Origin of the sequence: Pantoea sp. EKM21T, assembly GCF_011800405.1 — a bacterium.
GTDB classification, from domain to species: Bacteria; Pseudomonadota; Gammaproteobacteria; order Enterobacterales; family Enterobacteriaceae; genus Pantoea; species Pantoea agglomerans.
Map to the genome: position 1 here is coordinate 226,813 of NZ_JAALFV010000007.1, position 19,832 is coordinate 246,644.

Sequence of the window (19,832 nt, forward strand, 5' to 3'; positions counted from 1 at the left end):
ATGTTAGTGAGTCAGGCGTAATGAAATAGCTAGCCTTTGGTTACATGAGGGGGAATGGACATTGATGATATGATTTTTTTTGATGGGGCTGTGATTTAACAAAAATAAGGCCGGTTACCCGGCCATAAATACTTATTATTTAGTCCTTTTATCGCGTTTCACAATTCCTCAAGGGCAGTCATTTTAGGCTGCTGCGTCATTCCTGATTTCAGACTGTGCTCGCAGACGCGCTGACCATCCCTCCCAGTAATGCACTGGCGTCAGCAGCACCCGCCGCCGTTCGTCACACAAGGCATTCCCGATTACAACCTCTCCGGGTATGCCGCAGAGTGAAAGCTGGATATAGGCCATGCCCGCCGCCAGCGGATCGATATCGGTAACCGATACCCACATATGCCGGTGCGGAGAATAACCGGCCTGCCGGAGAACGCTGGCAAATGCGAGCGTCATGGCACCTGCACCGCACGCGGGCTCAGCAAACGTGATAAACGGCCTGTCCCTGAACAGTTCTTCAGGCCTGCCGAGTTGCAGTTGCGCCATCATCAGCGCCACGTTCCACGGAGTGAAGTATTGATCTTTGTCTTTGTCACCCAGCTCAAGCAGCATGTAAATGCGTCCGAGAAAGTCACAGGTTTTTTCTTCCATTCCGTTCACCACGTATGCCAGAAGTCTGGCCATCGATGAAACGTCCTCTTTTTTGTATTTGCCCACGATAACCATGTATTTCTGTTCGCGCTTTTCACAAAAATGCAGGCCATTCTGAATGGCGATAACGCTGCAGCTGATGAAGTCTGTAAACACCTGGAGACGCCGGGTGCCACGGGCGATGGAGTTAAAGAGTGAGATAAATTCTTTCTCATTGTCGATGCGGACGCTCATGCGTGTTTTCCTGAAAAAAAGGGAACACGCCCCGTAAGGGAAACGATGTTCCCCCTTCGGGTGATAAAAGCGGCCACAGCAGATGCTGTGGCCATTGTCTGACAGACCCGTGATTAGGATCTGTCGGTAGTTAACCACGAACGCCGGGGTAGTGTGCAACGGCACTGGCGGCCGGCGCAGCTGCTTCAGCACTGAACTGATACAGCCTTGCCCCTTCACTCACCGGGTACTGCACGTCCTCCCCCGGATAAGGGCCGCTGTCGACGTGGTCACCGCTGTCAAAACAGTGATAGCCCGACGTGCCGGCATCCGGAGAGAGCCAGTAGTGACGGATTTCACAGTCAAACTTCTGCGACATCTGCCCCATGACTTCCGCCGACGGTGGATACCAGGGAGAAGAGAACGTCAGCTTCAGCGAACCGATATCGTCACGGCTACACTCCGACCGATGCCCCGCAGGAAACTCCGTTCCGTAAAGCTGGATATAGAGTTCTGACGTGGTGTTAAGACCGCAGAAGAGGCCATTTTCTCCGTTAATCTCGGTGGCCAGACGTGACGGCATCACCATCAGCATGTCGCACGGACAGGTTGTGTCCGGCATTATACTGAGCCACTCCCAGCGCTCCTGCGGGTCAAACTGACCGCCCGCAGAGGCGACGCCAAACCAGTCGGCGTAGTGAACGGCCATAAGCCGGGCGATTTTCTGGCGGGCTGCATAAGGGATACTCTCCCATTTAACGTCGCCGATGCCCGACTGTACCCATATTTTGTCCATTCGCGAGAGCGTTGTATCGTCAAGCCAGGCGTCCTTCTCAAGCAGCTCCAGGAAATGCTGAAACGCCTGGTTCGGTGATGTGCTGCCTCCGGTGCCTGATGGAACCAGCTCCGGATAAGCACGGTATTCCGTTGCCTTAACGGGTTTGAGTATGCCGGCACAGCCGGCGAGAAACAGCTTTATGGCCTGCCGTATGGCGTGGCGGTAAAGCGGCACTTCCGTGCCGGCAATCCACGACTGCATGATATCGATGCAGACAGACTTACCGGTAATTTCCAGACGGTTTTTGCACCATGAAAACATCGTTGAACTCCTCTTTTGCGTTTAAAAAAGAGGGCATCTCCCTGAGGAAGATGCCCTCAGGGGGGATGATGGCGACTGACGTCGCCGGGGTTAATTACGCTGCTTCAATGCGGGTTTCACCCGGCTGCTTCAGCAGATATTCCGACGCTTCCCGGGCAAGCCGGCAGGCACGGAAGAACGCTTTTTTGTCGTTACGTAAAACGCTGAGCCAGCCGTTCAGGTAGCTCTCGTGCTGCACCTCACCAAAAATGCCGAGATGCGCACAAAGAAACGCGCTGCCGGTTTCCGCTATCAGTTCCTCAAAGGCGTATACGGGATCACCGAACTCTCTTGATGAGGAGGTTATTCCCTCACGATCAAGGCGGCTGCGGTGGCCGGTCGCGTGCACCAGCTCGTGCAACAGCGTGGACCAGTAGTCTTCAGGTGAACGAAACTGTGAGGTTGCGGGCAACACAATTCGATCTGCCCCCGGGCTGTAATACGCCCGGTTCTGCCGGTGAGAAGAGCACTTCACCCCGGTTGCGTTGAGGATTTCCAGAACCTGTTGCTGCTGCTCAGTTGAGAATTCCTCAGCGTCACTTTCCGGTTGCTTCACCGTGGGTGCATACACCTTATCGGGAAGCCCTTCACACTGCGCAACGTTGAACAGCTGCAGCGGCTTCATCATGGCCAGCTTTTCCATCATCGGCACACCGTCCCTGAATACCGGACTGTCATTGCCGTCGCGGAGCTGCTTTTCGAACGGTTTGAAGATGATGGCCATCGCGCTCCGCTCGCCTTTTCTGACCTGTCCGCCGACAGCCTTTGCCTGCTGATACGTCAGCCAGAGATCGGCTCCGTAACCTGCCTCCTCTGCAGCCATCCACAGCAGCGGCACGTTGACGCCGCTGTAGTACCTGCCCGTGACGGCATTAACCGGTAAGCCGCTGCCGTAAACCTTCTGCGCCGATCGCCATGGCCGACGCCAGGGCGGTACACCGTTTTCCAGTGCGATGATGATTTTGTCGGTGACCTGCTGATAAAGGTCAGTCTGTTGTTCCGTTGTGGCCTTACGGCCGGCTGTTTTTTTCTTCATGAGATGCGTCTCTAAAAAAACGGCGCATCTGTCCCGGTGGCGGACAATGCGCCACCGGTGAGTGGGAAAATCAGTAACGACGTACTGAACCGTCGAACATAATTGAGTCAATATCTGATTTGACGTTATAAACGGCGCTGTCAAACCGCTTACGATCTTCAGGTTTAGCACGCTTAGAATCGAGGCGGATAACCCTGTCGAGAACCTTCAGTGCCTGCAAACGCCAGCTGAGACGTTCTGCGTTGCACACGCAGGCGCGAAGATGCAGGCGGGACTGCTCGTTAAGCCACTGTACTTGATCTCGGTATTCCGCAACCGGTAAATACTCTTTCAGTGGTGGCTGGGTTTCTTTGTAAATGGTCAGCGATTTAGTCACCTGATTAATTCCGGGCTTCAGGTACAAATCGTGATGCTCGTTCAGCACGGCATCGTATATTTTGTGGTCCAGGAATGTGGTGAAAGAAAACTCCTTCTCAGGTATTAACTTATCGCACAGTGCTGACCAGTCAGCATCCCTGGCAGAATTGCAGCCGGCAGCCCAGGCTTTCAGCCATTCCGCACAGCCATTGTCATCCGGCACTCGGATGTAAATTCCCAGATTCTTTTCGAGTATCAGCGGACGTCCTTTGCCCTGATTCTGTGTCAGCAGCGGGCGCAGTTCAGTCGACGTAAAACGGATCATAAGAGCTCCTTTAAAAAGGAGGTGACCTCCCCTGGAGGGGAGGCCCCTCCGGGAAGTGTCATTCAGTTAACATCAGTCAAAACGGTAGCGAAGCTCCGCCATCTGCTGCGCCAGCAGCCGCCCGGCTCTGAGGGCTTTGCGGGCAGTTACATAAGTACCGGCACCCGGCAACTGGTCAACACGCCAGTCGCGCGGAGTGAAGCCGGTGCGACGGGATATGACGGGCATGAACCCGTTCTCTGTCGGCACAACATCTGCCTTAAAGCTGCAGCGGCCGCTGCGGTTGGTAAACCACTCGGCCTGCTGTTGCTGCAGAGCGCCGGCAAGCCGGTTGAGTGCGCCTGAAAGGCGGGTGATAAGTGAAAGCATTATACTGCTCATGGTTTTCTCCTGACTAAGCACGGAGAAAACCATCGCCGCTGTGGCGGGGAGGTTGTCCCCGCGCGGGTTAAAGCCTTTGTCAAAACTGACGCAGGCCGGTGGTTAATCACTAACCAAAATCGTGATAGTAAGCGTTATCCGAATCATCCGGACTGAAGGCAGAATCCGCCGGAATTTTTATCATGATGCGGCCGTTAGTAGCAGGGTGATAACGATGTCGTAAACAGTGAAGGTAGCGTTTTCCGAACCACAGGAAACGCGTTTCCACCGTCTCCATGTATTCCCAGACTTCACCGCCATTATCAGCAGCAGACGGGTCCGGAAATGAGCAGTTTGACTTATGCTGCGCAAGCCTGTCCCACATACGGTGCCTCTCATCGCTGTTGTGCTTAACAAGTAATAAAGGTTCGAAATTTAAGTTATCCATAGGTCAGTCCTCTTCAGGTTTAAAAGAGGACTTCTCTCCGCGGGGAGATAAATCCCCGCATGGGTAAGTCAGACCAGAAAGATGCCAGTCCGCTCAGTTTTCGCCATAACGCTGGCATTCACGTTCTTCGTGCATCAGCCCCTCTTCGTCCTTAACGGCACCGCCGAAAAAAAACGTCCAGGCTGCTTCATCAATGTTTCTGGCCATATGGCAGAGACTTTCAAAGAAAGGCTGCCAGGATGCTGGCACGAGTTGACGTACAGACAGTTCCGCCAGGTCCCGGGCAACGTCAGCCATTTCCCAGACGTAGTGTGGAAAGCCGTCTTCATCGGTATTGGTGTTAAATCCCATGCGACGATGTGCGGCAATAATTAACAGGTCACCTTCAGCCTTAGCCAGGGCGGCTTTGTGAGCTGTCTGCTCGCGAGCGCTGATATGAAAATCCTGTGTAAAAGTTAAATCGTTCATATCGGATTCCTTAAAGAATTGAGGAACCCTGCCCTGGCGGGGACAGAAGTCCCGTCAGGGTGAAAAATCGTTCGGTTAATAAGGCAGTCAGTCGATGTCAAAAGCATCAGCACTCTGATAAAACTCTGCACGCGATTGTTCTATAGCGTTGTCCAGCTCTGTGTCCTCCCGGGAACTGATAACGCCCTGCTGAAAAGCTCCATTCCAGTGACGACTGTGAACTGCCGTCCCCAGAAGAGTGAGCTCGCTCACTGCATCTTCGATAAAGGCATGTCTGATGTAGCCATGCTCAGTTACATAGCCCACTGTATAGCCGACATACCTGAGAAAAGTCAGGTAGTCAGGAAGGCCGTCAGCATAAGCCTGCGGATCGGCGTCGACCATGAGCCTGTAATCCAAACGGGCTTTAAGTTGAGTTTTGACGTAATCCAAAATAATTTTTGCCGAAGCCGGAGAGTCACAATGGAGTAACGTACGGTAATTGAACATTTTTGTGTAATGCACGGGGACGACTCCTTTTTGAAAAAAAAGGGAACCGTCCCGAAGGGAAAGTATCCCTCAGGGGTAAGAATCAGGCCAAAAATGCCAGATGAGTAAAAACAGGTTTAGGGGTGTGTGACGCGAAGTAAAAAGGACCTTAACCGCAGGGGTCTCTGTTTTCAAAGGTTAACAGATTTGTTACCGCCCGAAAGCGTCATCTCTCAGGTAATGATGACATTGGCGTGTGATTACCCGAAGGCGTTCCTCTCGAATCACTGGAACATTGGCAGTTGTCATGGAGACAACAGTTAGCATGAACATCCTACTGTATGATTTATAACCCAGCAAGCCCAAAAAAGATTTTCATATTTTGATTTTAAACGGACACCGGGAACAGACGAAGTATCCTAGAATACATAGCATCATAGGGCCGATAGTTTATAGGTGAGGAAATTTATGTATACGGTATATTTAGACGCAAAAGATAAAGGTGCCCGAGCCACAGGCATGGGATACAGCGACTTCATCAAGACTTTTGATACGATCTGCCAGGAGCACATGAAAGACAAACGTGCTAAGGCCTTTGCGTTTATTTTTTATGACATGGAGCATGGTCCAGTCAGAAGCGCACTGAAAACGGCTCGGGGATTTGAAATACTTAATGCGGAGACGGGTAAAGATATAACTCTTTTTTACCTGCATGCTGCGGCCGCTGAGTCACACGCTAGCGCTTTTAACAAGCGTTTCATGGAGGCGTTGGGCGTTGAAGAACAAATTGATATGCCATGCATAGTTTTTTTTCGCGTAACTGACGATAAAATTGATGATATCAACTTCAGAAGTATTGATAAGCAAGTCGATGAAGAATATTTGATTGTCGAAGCGCTGCGTCGCGACATTGCGGAATATACTGAAGACATGAATTCCCAGGGCAACTTTTCCGCTCTGACCGGGGTTATAGGCTGGTTTTCGGTACAAGCATTCCAATTAGCTCTAAAACACTTTATTTAAAGTTAATTCGGATAGTATTAATTAGTCTTATTATATACACGAGCTACATAGTGCCCTCGACCGTCACCGTGGCCTAAGTCCATCGAGGTGAGGGCCTCCGCCTCTTTCTGACTGAAACCTTTGTCTTTATGAAACTGAAGTACATCCTGAGTATACGCGTACCTCAGACTATGAGGGGCAAATTCTCCAACAAGTCCTGCATTCCTTACGATATTCCTGTACCGCTCGATTGCCAAATGAATGGAAGGCTTATCTATAAGCTTTCCGTTATTCTCAGCAGAATAATTGATGGCTCTGTTAATGGCTTCAATAGTTTCAGTTCGATTTATTATTGTGGTATCCCTCGGCCGCCCTCCTTTCGTACCGAAAACAACGCGAACCTTTTCATCTCCATTATGCAGCGCTTTTTTCCAGGTCTGAAGTGATTTTACAGACTGAACCGTTTCTTCCGTTCTCAAACCTAAAAGCCGTGAAAGTTTCATTGCACAGGCCACTCCTTCATCCTTTTCATTAACAGATGAAAAGACCTGTTTGAAATAGTCATCAGTTATCGCAACCTTAGTTCCGTCACGGCTGGTTCCAGAAATATTCAAAGCATCATTGTTAAGTTTCGGATGAGTTGGATCAGCCATGAAGGTTTTACCTGACACACGTAGTATTGCGCGTATCGCCGCCATTTCATTTTGAAGTGTACGCTTGGAAATATTTTCGCCCAGGCGACTTCGAATGTAAGTTTCTATGTGGCTAGTCTTTATGTTTTTAATGTCACGAATTTGAATGTTAAGACTGACCATTCGGTCTGCAAATCGATCAGCAATTTTAGTACGGTCAGATACGGTTTTAAAACTTCCACCCGCCTGACGGGCAAGGGTTTTTAAGTTTTTATTCAGCTTTGCCACAGACCATTCTCCAATCAATGAGGTGACAAAGCTTTTCCGTCCGTGTGAACGGAAAAGCTTTGTCACCGACTGCACAACAATTACAGACGATGAAATTTCACCCCGACGGCACGGTTCATTTTGCGCTTCCTGCGGCTCTGCAGACATCTGTGCATCGGGGCGGCGAAATGTTGAGTTATTGCGAGGCTCCCCAGGTCTCTGACCTGTTTGCGGCTTTCGCCGGGCTGAAATGAATCAGTCTGCCTCCACACACCAGTTGTCTGGTGTCGCCATCGATGTCGTGCCGATTTCTCCTTATTAAGTGGCGTTCAAACTTTTAAAAAACGAATGAACGTTAGGTTGAAAGTTGATCAGTATTGAGATGAAAAATGTATTCAGGACGTCAGAAACCCTTTAATACGTGTTAGTCAGTTGGTAAACCTGTCGTTGAAGGTACAGTGCGTAAGCGCTGACCGTTATGCGCTGCGCGCGTCACTTGTTACTCGTTTCACTCGTACGCAAGTGACGCCGCGCTCCTCTGCTTTCAATGCGGTTGTGGAAGATGCCCAAATGTTCCAAATGGTCATACCCTCAACGCAAAGTTCGCAACGGATGCAGACGTCATCAGACGTGAGGAGACGTAATAAAACAGGCTCAAGGGCCTGAAAGAAGTGCTGACGAATCAGACGAAGGTGAAAGTAAATCCTTTATCGCGCTAGTCGCGATCCCCATTTTCAAAGGCTGACGGGTTTACCGCCCGAAGGCTCCGTCTCTCAGGTCATGACGGTTTTGGCAGTGCAATCACCCGAAGGCGCCCCTCTCAGATTGCCGGGACATTGGCGTGTTGCTAAAGCAACGGTACAACGACGAGAATGTTAGATCGTTATTAGATCCATTTACAAGCTAAATGTTATAGATGCCTGAGAGTAAAATATGGGAGCAGCCTTGAAGGCAAACCGAAAAATGAGCCCTTATATTATATCTAGCATTACGTGGTGATTAAATACCATCACAAAAAAGAGAGTGAACCAGCCTTTGTCCTTGTGTTCAGAATTGTTTTAACGCAGGAACTTCTTTTGCAGCACCTTTCAAATGGGCAGCCCGTTTAGACTTTTCAGCGTCTAAATCCAGTTCTTCAGGCATGCTTACGAGATTTGGCATATCCGTGGGTATGTCACTAACTCGCAACATTATTGCTATTAGTAACACATGGATTCTGTCCAAAAATACGGAGTCCAGTTGTCTGGCCATCTGAGCACGCAGCAGACATGCCGGGTGATCGAATATAATCACTTATTCCAGATCCAGTTACTCTGGCGGGTAGTTTACACTCAGACTTTATCAATAAAAAATGACTCATTCCTTCTTGTAATAATTATTTGGTAGGATAGGCATCAATAATGATTGATTGAGGAAAATAAAAACCTAACCTCTCGGCGCATAGTTTTTGCAGCTTAATCTTTCCATATCAAGAAAAACACATGAACTAAAAAATCACACTCAATAAAAAATTATTTGTTTAGAACGGAAAATACTTGAATGTTTTATTAAAGCCTATTTTTCTTTGTTAATTACAAATGGTTTTTTTATATAAAAAAGGTCATTTTTCTGTTAATGAGGTTTTATATGAATTAATTATTCATTAGCCTTATTTAAATAAATTCATTTGATATTCCGCTTGTACCAAAGAAATACAATCTTACAAAAATTTACTTTGATTCATCAAATCCTGCTGTTTTTTGACAAAAATATATGCTTATTTAATAATCAGCTCATTATCAAGAGCCTCACGAATTAAGTAACTTAATGCATTTTGTATTTTTGTAAGGAAGCTAGCAACTAACAGCCTGTTAATTACTATTGTTGATACAAGGGAAATGATCATGAATTCGCAAAGTGATAAATCCGTCCCAGTTGATTCATATTCGCGTACCGCATTAGTCCTTGCTGGGAGTTCAGAACTGGGTGCTAGTATTATCGATGATCTTGTTAATCAAAAGTATAAAGTTATTTTCACATGGTGGAAAAATGAGCCCAGAGCATTAAATCTGCTGCAGAAACATCGAGGTAGTATCGAAGCTATTCGCTTAGATTTAAGTTGTGAAGATAGCGTAACTGCTTTTTGTAAAGGATTATCAACCCGCTATATCAATACCACTATATATTGTGCTGGAATCAATCCAGCTGCACTGTGTGATGAAATCGAGCCAAGCATGCTGACCTCAATAAGCAGGGTAAACTTCATTTCAGCCACCCTTATTTTCAATGCAATCGTAAAAAAGATGAAGGCGCATAAGGATGCTGGTACATGCTTGGTTTATATCAGCTCGGTTGCGGCGCAGAAAGTGAGCATTGGTAACAGCCTTTATGGAGCTACCAAATTGGCTATGGAGCGCTATCTGTCTGGCGTTGCTTTTGAAATGGCGAGGTTTAATGTCAGGACTCTATCTGTAAGCCCCGGATATATCAAAACAAGAATGTTGGATGAGTATTGTGAAAAAAAGGGAATAACTTTAAGGGATATCGAGAAGAAAATTCCCATGAGAAAAATGCTCAGCCCCCAAGATGTGGTTAACACAATCCGTTGTTTTACTAACAATCAGATCGTCACTACTGGTGTGACTTTAACTTTAGGACATGGTGAGGGGTTTATATAACATGGCTATCTCTGAGGTAAAACAGTTATTTAAAGATATTATGTACTTCAATGACAGTGATGAACTAGACATCAATAAATCGCTTTTCCTGCATTATGATATGACGTCGATAGATTTCATTGACTTCGCCTTTGAACTGAAGAAAAAATTTAGTGTTGATATTGACCCGGATGAGCTATGGCCGGTAAATAAAATGGCTACAAGCGAAGAGTACTACTCCTTACAAGAAAAACAGTGGACATCCGTAGGTCTGGAAAAACTTAACCAAGTGCTAAGTTTTTCTGATAAACCAGCGGTGACCGACAGATCGGTAGAACTAAAAGAGTTATATGATTATTTCACGCTTACATATGTTAATTCCAGAATCGCTTCGCTTACCAGTGCGGATAATTAAACTATGGGCAGGACTTATATAAAAAATTTTGGAATATACAGCCAACATGCCAAAAGTACCTCTAATCTGCTGGAGGTAGTATGTTGCAGAAAACCAGCCTCAATAACTTCCGCTCAAAGGTATGTCAGTGCCGACATTGACGTGACGCGTCGGGATCTGATCAAACGGGAAGATAGGGCTGTAATGAATACCATCTCGAAAATGGCGGTCAGTGCTCTGGCTGATTTACTGGAGAAAATGGATCAAAATTCACTTTCGCAGGTAATGCTCTATTCCGCTTGTGATAGCGAGGAGCACAGTTTTGAAACTTTTAGAGAGGTCGTGCACAAGGACCCCGAAAACTTCTGGAGAAATGTTTCGGACTTTAATCAACTAAGCAATCCGCTCGATATGTTACGGCTGTTGCCAACCAATACACTCTATCACATATCGAAAATATTACAGAATCATCATGAGGGGGTACCGCTACGTACCGCCTCGCTTAGCGGCATGAGCGCCCTTAAAATGGCTCGCCGAGATGTGGCTTCTGGTCGCAACTCCGCAGGGGCCCTGATATTCAGCAGCGCAAATATGTTGAGCTTCGATAGCTTAACTGTATTTGGAAAGTTAAATGAAGTTCGATATGAAGGACATCAGCACTCCGGCATTTTGCCTGGGTGGGGCAGTGTGTTTTTACATCTTGATGATCGGCCAGAAAAGGCTCTTGCTGAACTTGTTGAGGTAAAGATTAAATACCGCCCGAAAGTACGCTTTGAAAAAGAAGATTGGCTTAGTTTGCTGATAGAACAAAAAAGCCAGCATGGCACGCCAGATGTTATTGTTAGGTATGACAATGGTATTGTTGAACAGGCGAAAGCTGAAAGTGATGCGCTGGATGAGGTATTTCCTGAAGTCAAAACGGTTAATTACAAGACATTAATCGGATACACCGGCAAGTCTAATAACCTGATAGATATTCTTTGCTGCCTAAATGATACAGAAATCAAACCGGGTAGTCGCGTACTGCTTAACGGCACTGGAATAAATTACGGGTTAGGTTGCATACTATTAATCAAGCGGGATGCCTAAGTATGAAAAATACCTGTGATTATGAGCCGCTTTGCATCAGTGCATACGGTGCCATTACACCATTAGGAAATACTCTGGAAGAGATCACTGCTAACCTTTTTAATGGAGTAAGTGGTATCACAGAGATAAAGAAATTCGATCACCATTCGCTGGGTTCATCATTTGCTGGAATACCGGCCGAAGGCAATGAGTATATTCGTTGGCCGAAGAAAAACCGTTTTCGAAACGGCGAAATTTTTTATGCTGAAAAAGCAGCCAAAGATTTAGCTCATCGCTTGAATATTAGCGCGCTTTATCCGGCCAATGAAATTGGTTGCATTATAGGTTCTGACGAACCGGCCATTGATGTTGAGCAGTGTATCGCGTTTACCCGCCAGCTCAGTGATCACCCTCATCGACAAGAGCTCATTGAAAAGGCCATTGATCATTTCAAAGTCAGCGACCTTCTCGATCTTGAAAGTGGTGCAGTACTTAAAGCGATTCATACCATTTTGCCCTATGCCGGTGTCAGCTTCGTGCACATGGGTCTTTGTTCTGCTTCCACACAAAGTATTGGCCTGGCGATGCGAGCCATACATAGCGGCGAAATCAGTGCTGCGATAGTTGGCGGCGTGTCAGCCAAAGTTACGCCAGTGAATTTGGCGCGTCTCGAGGGTATGGGGGTAGTGACCACTGACAACACTTATGAGGGCCATCAGCGTTCGCGGCCCTTTGATCGCCAACGAAGTGGTTTCATGCTGTCTGAAGGCGCAGTGTTATTTACCATTGAAAAGCAATCAACGGTTCTGTCGCGTGGAGATCAGCCTTTACTTACTCTCTTGGGCTATGGCAGCTCACTGTGTGCCGAAAATATCGTAGCGCCGCACCAAGATGACCTTGAAATGAAACTATCAATGGAGCGTGCGCTGCAAGACGCTGGCATTTCGCGGGACAGTATAGACTTTGTGAGCGCACACGGCACCTCAACACGTCAGAATGACTTTCATGAGTCACGCGCAATTGCCAGCGTGTTTGGTGCGCACAAACCTGCAGTTACAGCGACTAAAGGCCATCACGGGCACTTAATCGCAGCAGCAGGTGCGATGGAATTGCTAACAGTAATTACTTCTTTCCAGCACGATTTCCTGCCAGGAATTCTTAACCTTGAGCAACCAGATCCTGAACTGGTGGAGTATGTGACTTTGGTTCAGCACAACAGGCAGCAACCACTACGCTACGCTTTGAAAAACTCATTTGGAATGGGAGGCAGTGCGGCCAGTTTGGTTGTTGCTAAACCTCATAACCTGCAGGGAGTGTCGCTGTGATAAGAATAGCCTCTCTGCTTCACAATTTGTGGCGACTAAGCTGGAAAAATAGAAGCTGGAAGCCTGCTGAAGTTTCACTAATTGCTCACCATATTGCGGCACAGATTGTGCTGCACTGTGTTAATCAGCGTATTAATCCTGAAGGTTTGTTTATCTTTATAAGCAGAAATAATTTTGAGGGAATGCTCTGTTATTTTGTCGCGTCTCTTCTGAAGGTGAAGGCGGCAATCGTAAATGTCCGTGATGTGGAAACAATTAATTCACTGCTAAAAGAGGATATAGTTGCCGCCTATATTTGCAATCAGGAGGGAGGATTGCCGGTATTGAGCAGTAAAACTTTGTTGATTCATTTTGCTCAGAGTACAGCGTTTAAAGGTGTTTCTGTGGCAGCGTTTTCTCCGTTTTCAGGCGCCTATTTCTACTTTATGACCTCTGGCACAACAGGCAGGCCAAAGCTCGTTCAATACCAGGAGAAAATGCTCATTGGCAATGCGGTAGAAGTTAGCCGATATCTGTCACTGGCTCCAGACGATAATATTCTTTGCTTCTTTCCTGTACAGTATATGTATGGTCTGTCGACGATGTTGACCACTTTAATCTGCCAAGGGAATCTGGTATTCGAGCAGTTTTCGCTTAGTAGAGTCAGTGAAATGCTACGTTATCACCATATTACTACACTACCGGTAATCGGTGACTGGATGCTCCCATTGAGCAAGATATTAGCGCTTAGTAGCATACGACTGAAACGAGTGCTGAATGCTTCTGATCGCCTTTTGAGCGTACAGGCAGAAAATATCATGCCGAGCTGTGATGTTCTCTGGAATAATTTTGGCCAGACAGAATCCGGTCCACGTTTGTTTTGTCTTAAACTGGAGACACTTAGCGAGATTGCAAAATATAGCCTCAACAATGTTGTTGCACCGGGCTTTGTGATGAACGATAGCATTAGTATTCAACTACACACACGCGACGAATCGCCAGATGGTGCCTGCCGGATGTTATACCGCAGCCCCTATGCTGCAGATGGTTATGTCGATGAGCATCTTGCCCTAATCCCGCGAGGAGAGTGGATGTACTCTGGCGACCTTTTCGAAAAAGGCCTGCACGACGTATATTTCTGGATAGCACGTGAAAAAAACGAAATAAAAATAAACGGTAAGTTTGTCCCAGTGCAAGCAATTTCTGACCATCTTATGCGTGAGTTTGGTGCTCTTCGACACGCATTTAGTAAAGGTTCGGAAGGCATTATCAATCTTCATATTGAATCTGAGCACGGTCACGAGATAACAGGGAGGATTTCACAATTACTTTCAGACTCGTGGCATCGTTACACTTTTGCCATCAGAACGGTTGTTACGATACCTACAACCCACACCGGTAAAATTAAAGTAGAGCAGAACTGAAGGATGGAAACGATATATAGCAATCTTGATAAAACGATTTTCCTTTGTATGTTCAGCCACAAGCAGACCGCCGCTCAACTGCGGCCGAATGATCCGATTATTGAGATTTTACCTAAAGGCGCCAGCGAGAAACAAATACTGCGGACGGCGGCAAAACAGCGAGCTATTAAGCATATGGCACGGCTGGCAGAATGTAGGGGTTTTGTTGAAAGCCGGGGAGTATTCAGTGTCAGCCACTCTAGGGATGATACAGTGTTGCTGGCAAGCTACTGCCCAAAAGTTTTCAGCTGCGGCGTAGATACAGAAAAAGTAGACGTATCACGTCGCATACGTCCTTTTATGATTAATTATCTAGAGCACAGTAGTTGTGCGCGGGACTGGGCGGCTTCTCCATTGTTACTGTCCACCATTGTGTTTTGCTGTATGGAAAGTATTTATAAAACACTGTCTGCATGGTGGCCAATGACATTCTCTGTCAATGATTATCATCTTGAGCAAATTTCTGGTAACTCTTGCGTATTTAATTACGTTGGGATACAGGAGGAAATAGTCGGTAGACTTATCAATTGTCGATATTATCTACACGAAGACACTGTCGTTGCGACAACGTTTATGAACTTTCAGGTTGTTTCACTTTGACTTTTAAATCACTCAGATAAATTATGATGAAAGCACTACTGGCCAGACCTGTACTGGTTGTTGTTTCATGTTTTGCAATTATATTATTTTCGCTTATTGCAATTAAAAAGATGCCGGTAGCGCTCTTTCCGCTTATTACTCCGCCAACCATTGAGGTAACGGCGGTCAGCGTCGGAGCAGATGCTCGGATGGCTGAAGATACGGTAACCCAGGTGCTAGAAGAGAATATGACAAACCTCGACAATATGATGTTTATTAATTCTGCTACCGACAACAGTGGGCATATTACCATTACATTGACCTTTGCACCGCAGACGAATATGGATATTGCTCAGGTTCAGGTGCAGAAATCGGTACAGCAGGCAACACCTCGGTTACCCACTGATACGGTAAAGCAGGGAATAAAAATCACGAACTCTAGCGGTAGCTGGATGATGATTGTCGGCTTTGCTGCAGAGGACCCTGCAATCAGTCAGGTTGATATCTCCGATTATATTAATAATAATGTTATCGACCGAATCAGGATGATCGACGGCGTGGGCTCTGTGGCGCTGTTTGGAACTGAACACGCTTGGCGCATCTGGCTCGATCCCTTCAAATTGCAGTCTTACAAATTAACAGTTAACGATGTCAAACGGGCGATTGCTAATAAGACGGCAATGATTGCGACAGGTCAATTGGGCGGCCTGCCATCGACGACATGGGCGGTGATGAGTTATCCACTGGTCTATAGCGATCATTCAACTAACAGACACGACCTCGGTAATATCGTGTTATCAGGAAATCAGCAGGGAGCAATGGTCCATTTGCGCGATGTCGCGCGCGTTGAATATGGAAGTGAAAGCTACAATGTGGGTGTACATCTTAACGGCCAGCCTGCTACGGGCATCGGTATAAAGTTGAAGCCAGGAGCGAATGCACTTAAGACAGGCCAGCTTATCTTTTCCTTTATCAGCAGTTTAAAACGTTCTATACCTGCAGGCGTTGTAATTTCTTATCCATGGAATAGCGTGCCTTACGTGAAAACGTCGCTAAATGCACTCGGCGTGACAATGTGTGAGGCCGTAGCAATTACTGTTATCATCCTGTTTATATTTTTTCGCACCAATCCGTTAATCTTTATTCCAGCATTAGTGATCCCGCTTGTATTACTGGCGACCGTATCTATTCTGTTTGTGCTGGGTTTCAGTTTGAATCTGCTGACCCTTTTTGGGCTGATACTGGCAATCGGTATAATTGTTGATGATAGTATAGTTATTATTGATAAAGTTGATGCACTGGCCGTCCGAGAGCGCTTGCCTCTGGACTTAGCCATTGTACGCGCCACAAGAGAAATTGCTCCATTGCTGTTGGCTATAACGCTTGTGCTGACAACGATTTTTTTGCCTATGCTATTTACGCATAATTCGGCGGGCGTGATTTATCAACAGTTTGCTGCGAGCATGATTATCGCCATAGTTCTCTCGCTGCTGGTATCACTGCTTCTCGTCCCTGTTCTGCTGAATATCTTACCCTGGCATCAGACTCATGCACCGCGCCAGCAGCATCTACTTGCGTGGCTCAGCCTGAGAATTTCCGCTATTGTGGCGCGAATGCTGCAGCAACGGTTTTTGTATGGCGCACTTCTCTTGGTGCTGTTTATGCTGGTCGTGCTGGGCTGGTTTTATCTTCCCGCCTCTTTTGTACCCGATGAAGATCAGGGATCAATGATGGTAATGGTGAAGCTGCCGCCAGGTTCATCAGAAGAAAATACAGCAAGAGTGATGCGACGCGTCAGCAATTACTATCTGACACAGGAGCGTTCACGGGTTAAAGATGTCTTCACCGTAAGCGGGATGGGATTTAATAGTCTCGGGCAAAATATGGGATTCGTCTTTGTAAGCTTAAAAGCTTGGGAAAAACGCTCAGGTGAGCAGGATTCAGTACAGGCGGTTATACAGCGCAGCCGCCGTTACTTTTCCACCATTCCTGACGCCTTCATCCTCGCATTTAATAATCCTCCTATCCCAGGCCTTGGCAGCGCCTCCGGATTCGCTTTTGAGTTGGTGGATGAGGAAAATCTTGGACATGAGGCGCTATTAAAAGCTCGCAATCAGCTTTTGTGGATGATGTATCGAGAGCCTGAATTGTTCAGCGCCGTGCGTCCAGCGGGTGAGGAGGATGAGCCGGTCGAAAAACTTTCCATCAAAAATCTTATCGCACTGAGCAGTGGCGTGAAAATAGAGGACATCACGTCAACCATACAGACAGCAATGAGCGGCAGTTGGATTGCCCAGACATCACAACAAGGACACAATAAAAAAATCATTGTGATGGGGGACGCCCGCTGGCGGATGCTGCCTCAGAATATCGGTCAGTGGTATGTACGTAACAGTAACAATCAGATGGTGCCGGTTTCTACTCTGACTGATCTGCATTGGGGGAAAGCTGCCAAGTTGCTGGAGCGCTATAATGGCTTTCCAGCAATAGAGTTACTGGGTGAGGCTACCGAAGGGCATACCACAGGTGAAGCGATGCAGCGGATTAACCAACTGGCACATACGTTGCCAGCTGGTATTGTTTTACAATGGACCAGTCAGTCATTGCAGGAGCAGCAGGCCGGCCAGCATATTCTTGAACTGATACTACTCTCTCTACTGGTTATCTGGCTGGCACTCGCAGCCCTTTATGAAAGCTGGAAAACACCATTGATTGTTCTTCTCTGTGCGCCATTAGGAGTTTCCGGCGTGCTGCTGACAGCGTGGATAAGCCGCGCGGAGAATGATATCTACCTTCATCTGTCCGTGCTGGTCACCATGGGCTTAACTATCCGTAACGCTGTGATGCTGGTTGATGAGATGAACCGGCTGACTGCTCGTAAAGGCTATAACATCTGCGATGTGATCCAATTGGCACTCGATAATAGAGTCAGACCGGTATTAATGACCTCTATCGCCTTTATTTCTGGCGTGATTCCGTTAGCTATCAGTAATAATGTTGGCAAACACGCTCAAAATAATTTAGGTATTCTACTCATTGGCGGGTTATTTTCCTCTTCAAGCTTCATCTTTTATTATGCACCATTTTTATACTTTTTCGTCGTTGGGAAGAAAAAACGTTCTATTTAAATTAATTGATTTTTCTCACTTTGTTAAGGAAAAAAATGAAAGACTTACTCGTTGATATTGAACCCGAACGTTATGAAACATTTGCAGTAGAAGCGACATCACCGTGGAACATCTATCTTAAACAAAGAATTCTTGAGGAAGTCCCTGGCATTACATCAGATAAAAAAACATTGTTGGATGTGGGTATGGGAACTGGCCATATGCTTTTTGATCTTCTTAACAACGAAGAGCTTAGAAAATTCCATTTTCACGGTGTCGACGTGGACCCGCGCATGGTTGAATTTTGTCAGAAAAAAATATCTGCCTGGAAGAATGATACGAAAATTACTGTACTGGAAGGGAATGTCAGCGCTCTGCCTTATGGGAACCGTAGCTTTTCGCTTATTTATGCTCGTTCAGTTATTCATCACTGGGCTGAGCCGGAAAAAGGATTACAGGAATTATGCCGGGTATTAGACAAAGGCGGTATCGTTATTATCCATGAACCATTGGCCGATGCAGAGAAAGCTGCACTGCAGACATTTAATAGTGCGCGCCTCAAATATGGTATAGGTGAAATGACCACGGATGAAAAATATACCTTGTCGCAGATTAATCAACTGATGAAGGCTTGTGAGTCGGAAGAGATCGATTATCTTGTTCTGCCGGGCAGCGGGATAGCAGCTCTTGGATGCGAAATTCTGATACGCAGGAGAAACTGATGAGAAGTTACGACCATCAGCCGACATTCGTCGAACAACACAATAGAATTTCCATCATCAGCGGTAGTACATTCCGTGACTATGAACATTTTGCCCGTTCAGTGCCCATTAGCAAGCTAGTGAGAATGCATGAAGTAGAAGGAAAACAGGGTGACGACAGTAGCGCAAACCTGCCCTCGCTTATTGGTGCCACCAGTGGCACCAGCGGAAAAATGAAGCCTGTACGCATCCAGTTAAAAAATGGCGGTTGCTCGGTTTCTGCAAGCGAGCGCAACTTTATTTATCATTTGCGCGAGCGTCGGGTGTTCTTCCCGCAAGACGTGGTAGGTAACTTGTTTACCATTAATTTATTCTCCACTCTGCACCAGTCAGCCTGTGATATCGTCAAATACTGCCAAGGCAGCATCGTGCCGGTGGGCGATATTGCGATGCTGACCCGAGATCATTTTCTGTTCCTGCAGGAAGTGGAGCTCAGCGTGCTGTTCGGTGTTCCCGCTACCATCATCCAGTTTGTCGAAGCTATGCTCAGCAATAAGGTGCCGATTGGTATTAAGAAAATAGTGTTTACCGGAGAAACTTTGCGGCCAAGCCAGGCTGAGTGGCTGCGCAGCAGACTTGGGAGAACATTATCGATTGTGGGTCTGTATGGCTTATCCGAGTGCGGATTTCTTGGCCTGACGGATGCGCAAGACTGCGATGAGTATACACTATTCAATGATGACTTCTTTTTTGAGCAGGACCCTGTACACGGGCTTCTGGTGACCTCCTTAGATCCCTCTGCAAAAAACCGACTGATACGCTATCCAACCGGTGATGGTGTTGAACTGACATTCCATAACAAACAACTGAAAATGCGAATCATGGCTCGCAAAGACCTGTTGTTTAATTTTGTCGGCAATCTGATAAGCGTTGAGAGTATTGCCGCAACTGTGGCGGAAAGTATACCTGAGAGCTTCATCCAACTCGTTATTCGTTCGGAAAAGGGGCAGCAGGAATTACTGCTGGTTAATGTAGCCGGGAAGAATCTTCAAACGCAGCAATTAGAGCTTATAGCGCAGAAGCTTCGCGCTCGTCCGGAACTGGCCGAGGTCTATCAAAAGCAGCGAGGCAGGCTGGAAGTGCATTCGGTTGCTGAAAATGCGTTCGTTCTGTCAGCCAGAGGAAAGCATCAGTTTGTTGTTGATGAGAGAGAATAAACCA

19 protein-coding genes are annotated in these 19,832 nt (G+C 46.8%); 10 read left to right on the forward strand and 9 right to left on the reverse strand.

What is annotated here, in order from left to right; genetic code table 11:
* Positions 1–183: 183 nt before the first annotated feature.
* From HFD87_RS16040 to HFD87_RS16075, 8 genes are all read right to left on the reverse strand, one after another.
* Positions 184–879, reverse strand: coding sequence for an SAM-dependent DNA methyltransferase (locus HFD87_RS16040; protein ID WP_167423657.1), 696 nt, complete (start codon positions 877–879; stop codon positions 184–186).
* Between the two features lie 130 nt (positions 880–1,009).
* Positions 1,010–1,957 (reverse strand): DUF1281 domain-containing protein, encoded by a 948-nt coding sequence (locus HFD87_RS16045; RefSeq protein WP_167423658.1) that lies wholly within the window; start codon positions 1,955–1,957, stop codon positions 1,010–1,012.
* Between the two features lie 94 nt (positions 1,958–2,051).
* Positions 2,052–3,032: an ArdC family protein gene (locus HFD87_RS16050; protein WP_167423659.1), complete on the reverse strand. Its 981-nt coding sequence runs from the start codon at positions 3,030–3,032 to the stop codon at positions 2,052–2,054.
* 70 nt (positions 3,033–3,102) lie between these two features.
* A complete protein-coding gene (locus HFD87_RS16055; protein ID WP_167423660.1) occupies positions 3,103–3,714 on the reverse strand; it encodes a hypothetical protein in 612 nt (203 codons plus the stop codon).
* Between the two features lie 72 nt (positions 3,715–3,786).
* Positions 3,787–4,095 (reverse strand): hypothetical protein, encoded by a 309-nt coding sequence (locus HFD87_RS16060; protein WP_167423661.1) that lies wholly within the window; start codon positions 4,093–4,095, stop codon positions 3,787–3,789.
* Between the two features lie 109 nt (positions 4,096–4,204).
* Positions 4,205–4,522, reverse strand: coding sequence for a hypothetical protein (locus tag HFD87_RS16065; RefSeq protein ID WP_167423662.1), 318 nt, complete (start codon positions 4,520–4,522; stop codon positions 4,205–4,207).
* Between the two features lie 93 nt (positions 4,523–4,615).
* Positions 4,616–4,990: a hypothetical protein gene (locus HFD87_RS16070; protein ID WP_167423663.1), complete on the reverse strand. Its 375-nt coding sequence runs from the start codon at positions 4,988–4,990 to the stop codon at positions 4,616–4,618.
* A gap of 87 nt (positions 4,991–5,077) precedes the next feature.
* On the reverse strand, positions 5,078–5,494 hold the full coding sequence (locus tag HFD87_RS16075) for a hypothetical protein (protein WP_031591960.1): 417 nt from the start codon (positions 5,492–5,494) through the stop codon (positions 5,078–5,080).
* A gap of 432 nt (positions 5,495–5,926) precedes the next feature.
* Here HFD87_RS16075 and HFD87_RS16080 point away from each other — a divergent pair, with 432 nt between their 5' ends.
* The gene (locus HFD87_RS16080) at positions 5,927–6,481 is read left to right on the forward strand and encodes a hypothetical protein (protein WP_207712410.1); all 555 of its coding nucleotides are present in this window, start codon (positions 5,927–5,929) and stop codon (positions 6,479–6,481) included.
* A 17-nt stretch (positions 6,482–6,498) separates the two neighbouring features.
* Here HFD87_RS16080 and HFD87_RS16085 read toward each other — a convergent pair whose 3' ends face one another.
* A complete protein-coding gene (locus HFD87_RS16085; RefSeq protein WP_167423698.1) occupies positions 6,499–7,380 on the reverse strand; it encodes an integrase domain-containing protein in 882 nt (293 codons plus the stop codon).
* 1,862 nt (positions 7,381–9,242) lie between these two features.
* Here HFD87_RS16085 and HFD87_RS16090 point away from each other — a divergent pair.
* From HFD87_RS16090 to HFD87_RS16130, 9 genes are all read left to right on the forward strand, one after another.
* Entirely contained in the window at positions 9,243–10,016 is a 774-nt protein-coding gene (locus tag HFD87_RS16090; protein WP_167423664.1) for an SDR family oxidoreductase, read from the forward strand.
* Position 10,017: 1 nt separating this feature from the next.
* Positions 10,018–10,410, forward strand: a complete 393-nt coding sequence (locus HFD87_RS16095) for an acyl carrier protein (protein WP_167423665.1) — start codon at positions 10,018–10,020, stop codon at positions 10,408–10,410.
* Between the two features lie 183 nt (positions 10,411–10,593).
* A complete protein-coding gene (locus HFD87_RS16100) occupies positions 10,594–11,478 on the forward strand; it encodes a hypothetical protein (RefSeq protein WP_128084799.1) in 885 nt (294 codons plus the stop codon).
* A 2-nt stretch (positions 11,479–11,480) separates the two neighbouring features.
* Positions 11,481–12,782: a beta-ketoacyl-[acyl-carrier-protein] synthase family protein gene (locus HFD87_RS16105; protein WP_050491330.1), complete on the forward strand. Its 1,302-nt coding sequence runs from the start codon at positions 11,481–11,483 to the stop codon at positions 12,780–12,782.
* Positions 12,779–14,185 carry an AMP-binding protein gene (locus tag HFD87_RS16110; RefSeq protein ID WP_167423666.1) on the forward strand — a complete coding sequence of 469 codons (1,407 nt, stop codon included), beginning with the start codon at positions 12,779–12,781 and terminating at the stop codon, positions 14,183–14,185. Before HFD87_RS16105 ends, HFD87_RS16110 begins: the two co-directional genes overlap by 4 nt.
* Before the next feature lie 3 nt (positions 14,186–14,188).
* Positions 14,189–14,824: a hypothetical protein gene (locus tag HFD87_RS16115; protein ID WP_167423667.1), complete on the forward strand. Its 636-nt coding sequence runs from the start codon at positions 14,189–14,191 to the stop codon at positions 14,822–14,824.
* 23 nt (positions 14,825–14,847) lie between these two features.
* Positions 14,848–17,931, forward strand: coding sequence for an efflux RND transporter permease subunit (locus HFD87_RS16120; RefSeq protein ID WP_167423668.1), 3,084 nt, complete (start codon positions 14,848–14,850; stop codon positions 17,929–17,931).
* A 35-nt stretch (positions 17,932–17,966) separates the two neighbouring features.
* Positions 17,967–18,632, forward strand: coding sequence for a class I SAM-dependent methyltransferase (locus tag HFD87_RS16125; protein ID WP_031591949.1), 666 nt, complete (start codon positions 17,967–17,969; stop codon positions 18,630–18,632).
* Positions 18,632–19,828 (forward strand): AMP-binding protein, encoded by a 1,197-nt coding sequence (locus HFD87_RS16130; RefSeq protein WP_167423669.1) that lies wholly within the window; start codon positions 18,632–18,634, stop codon positions 19,826–19,828. The genes HFD87_RS16125 and HFD87_RS16130 overlap by 1 nt, the downstream gene beginning before the upstream one ends.
* Positions 19,829–19,832: the final 4 nt, after the last annotated feature.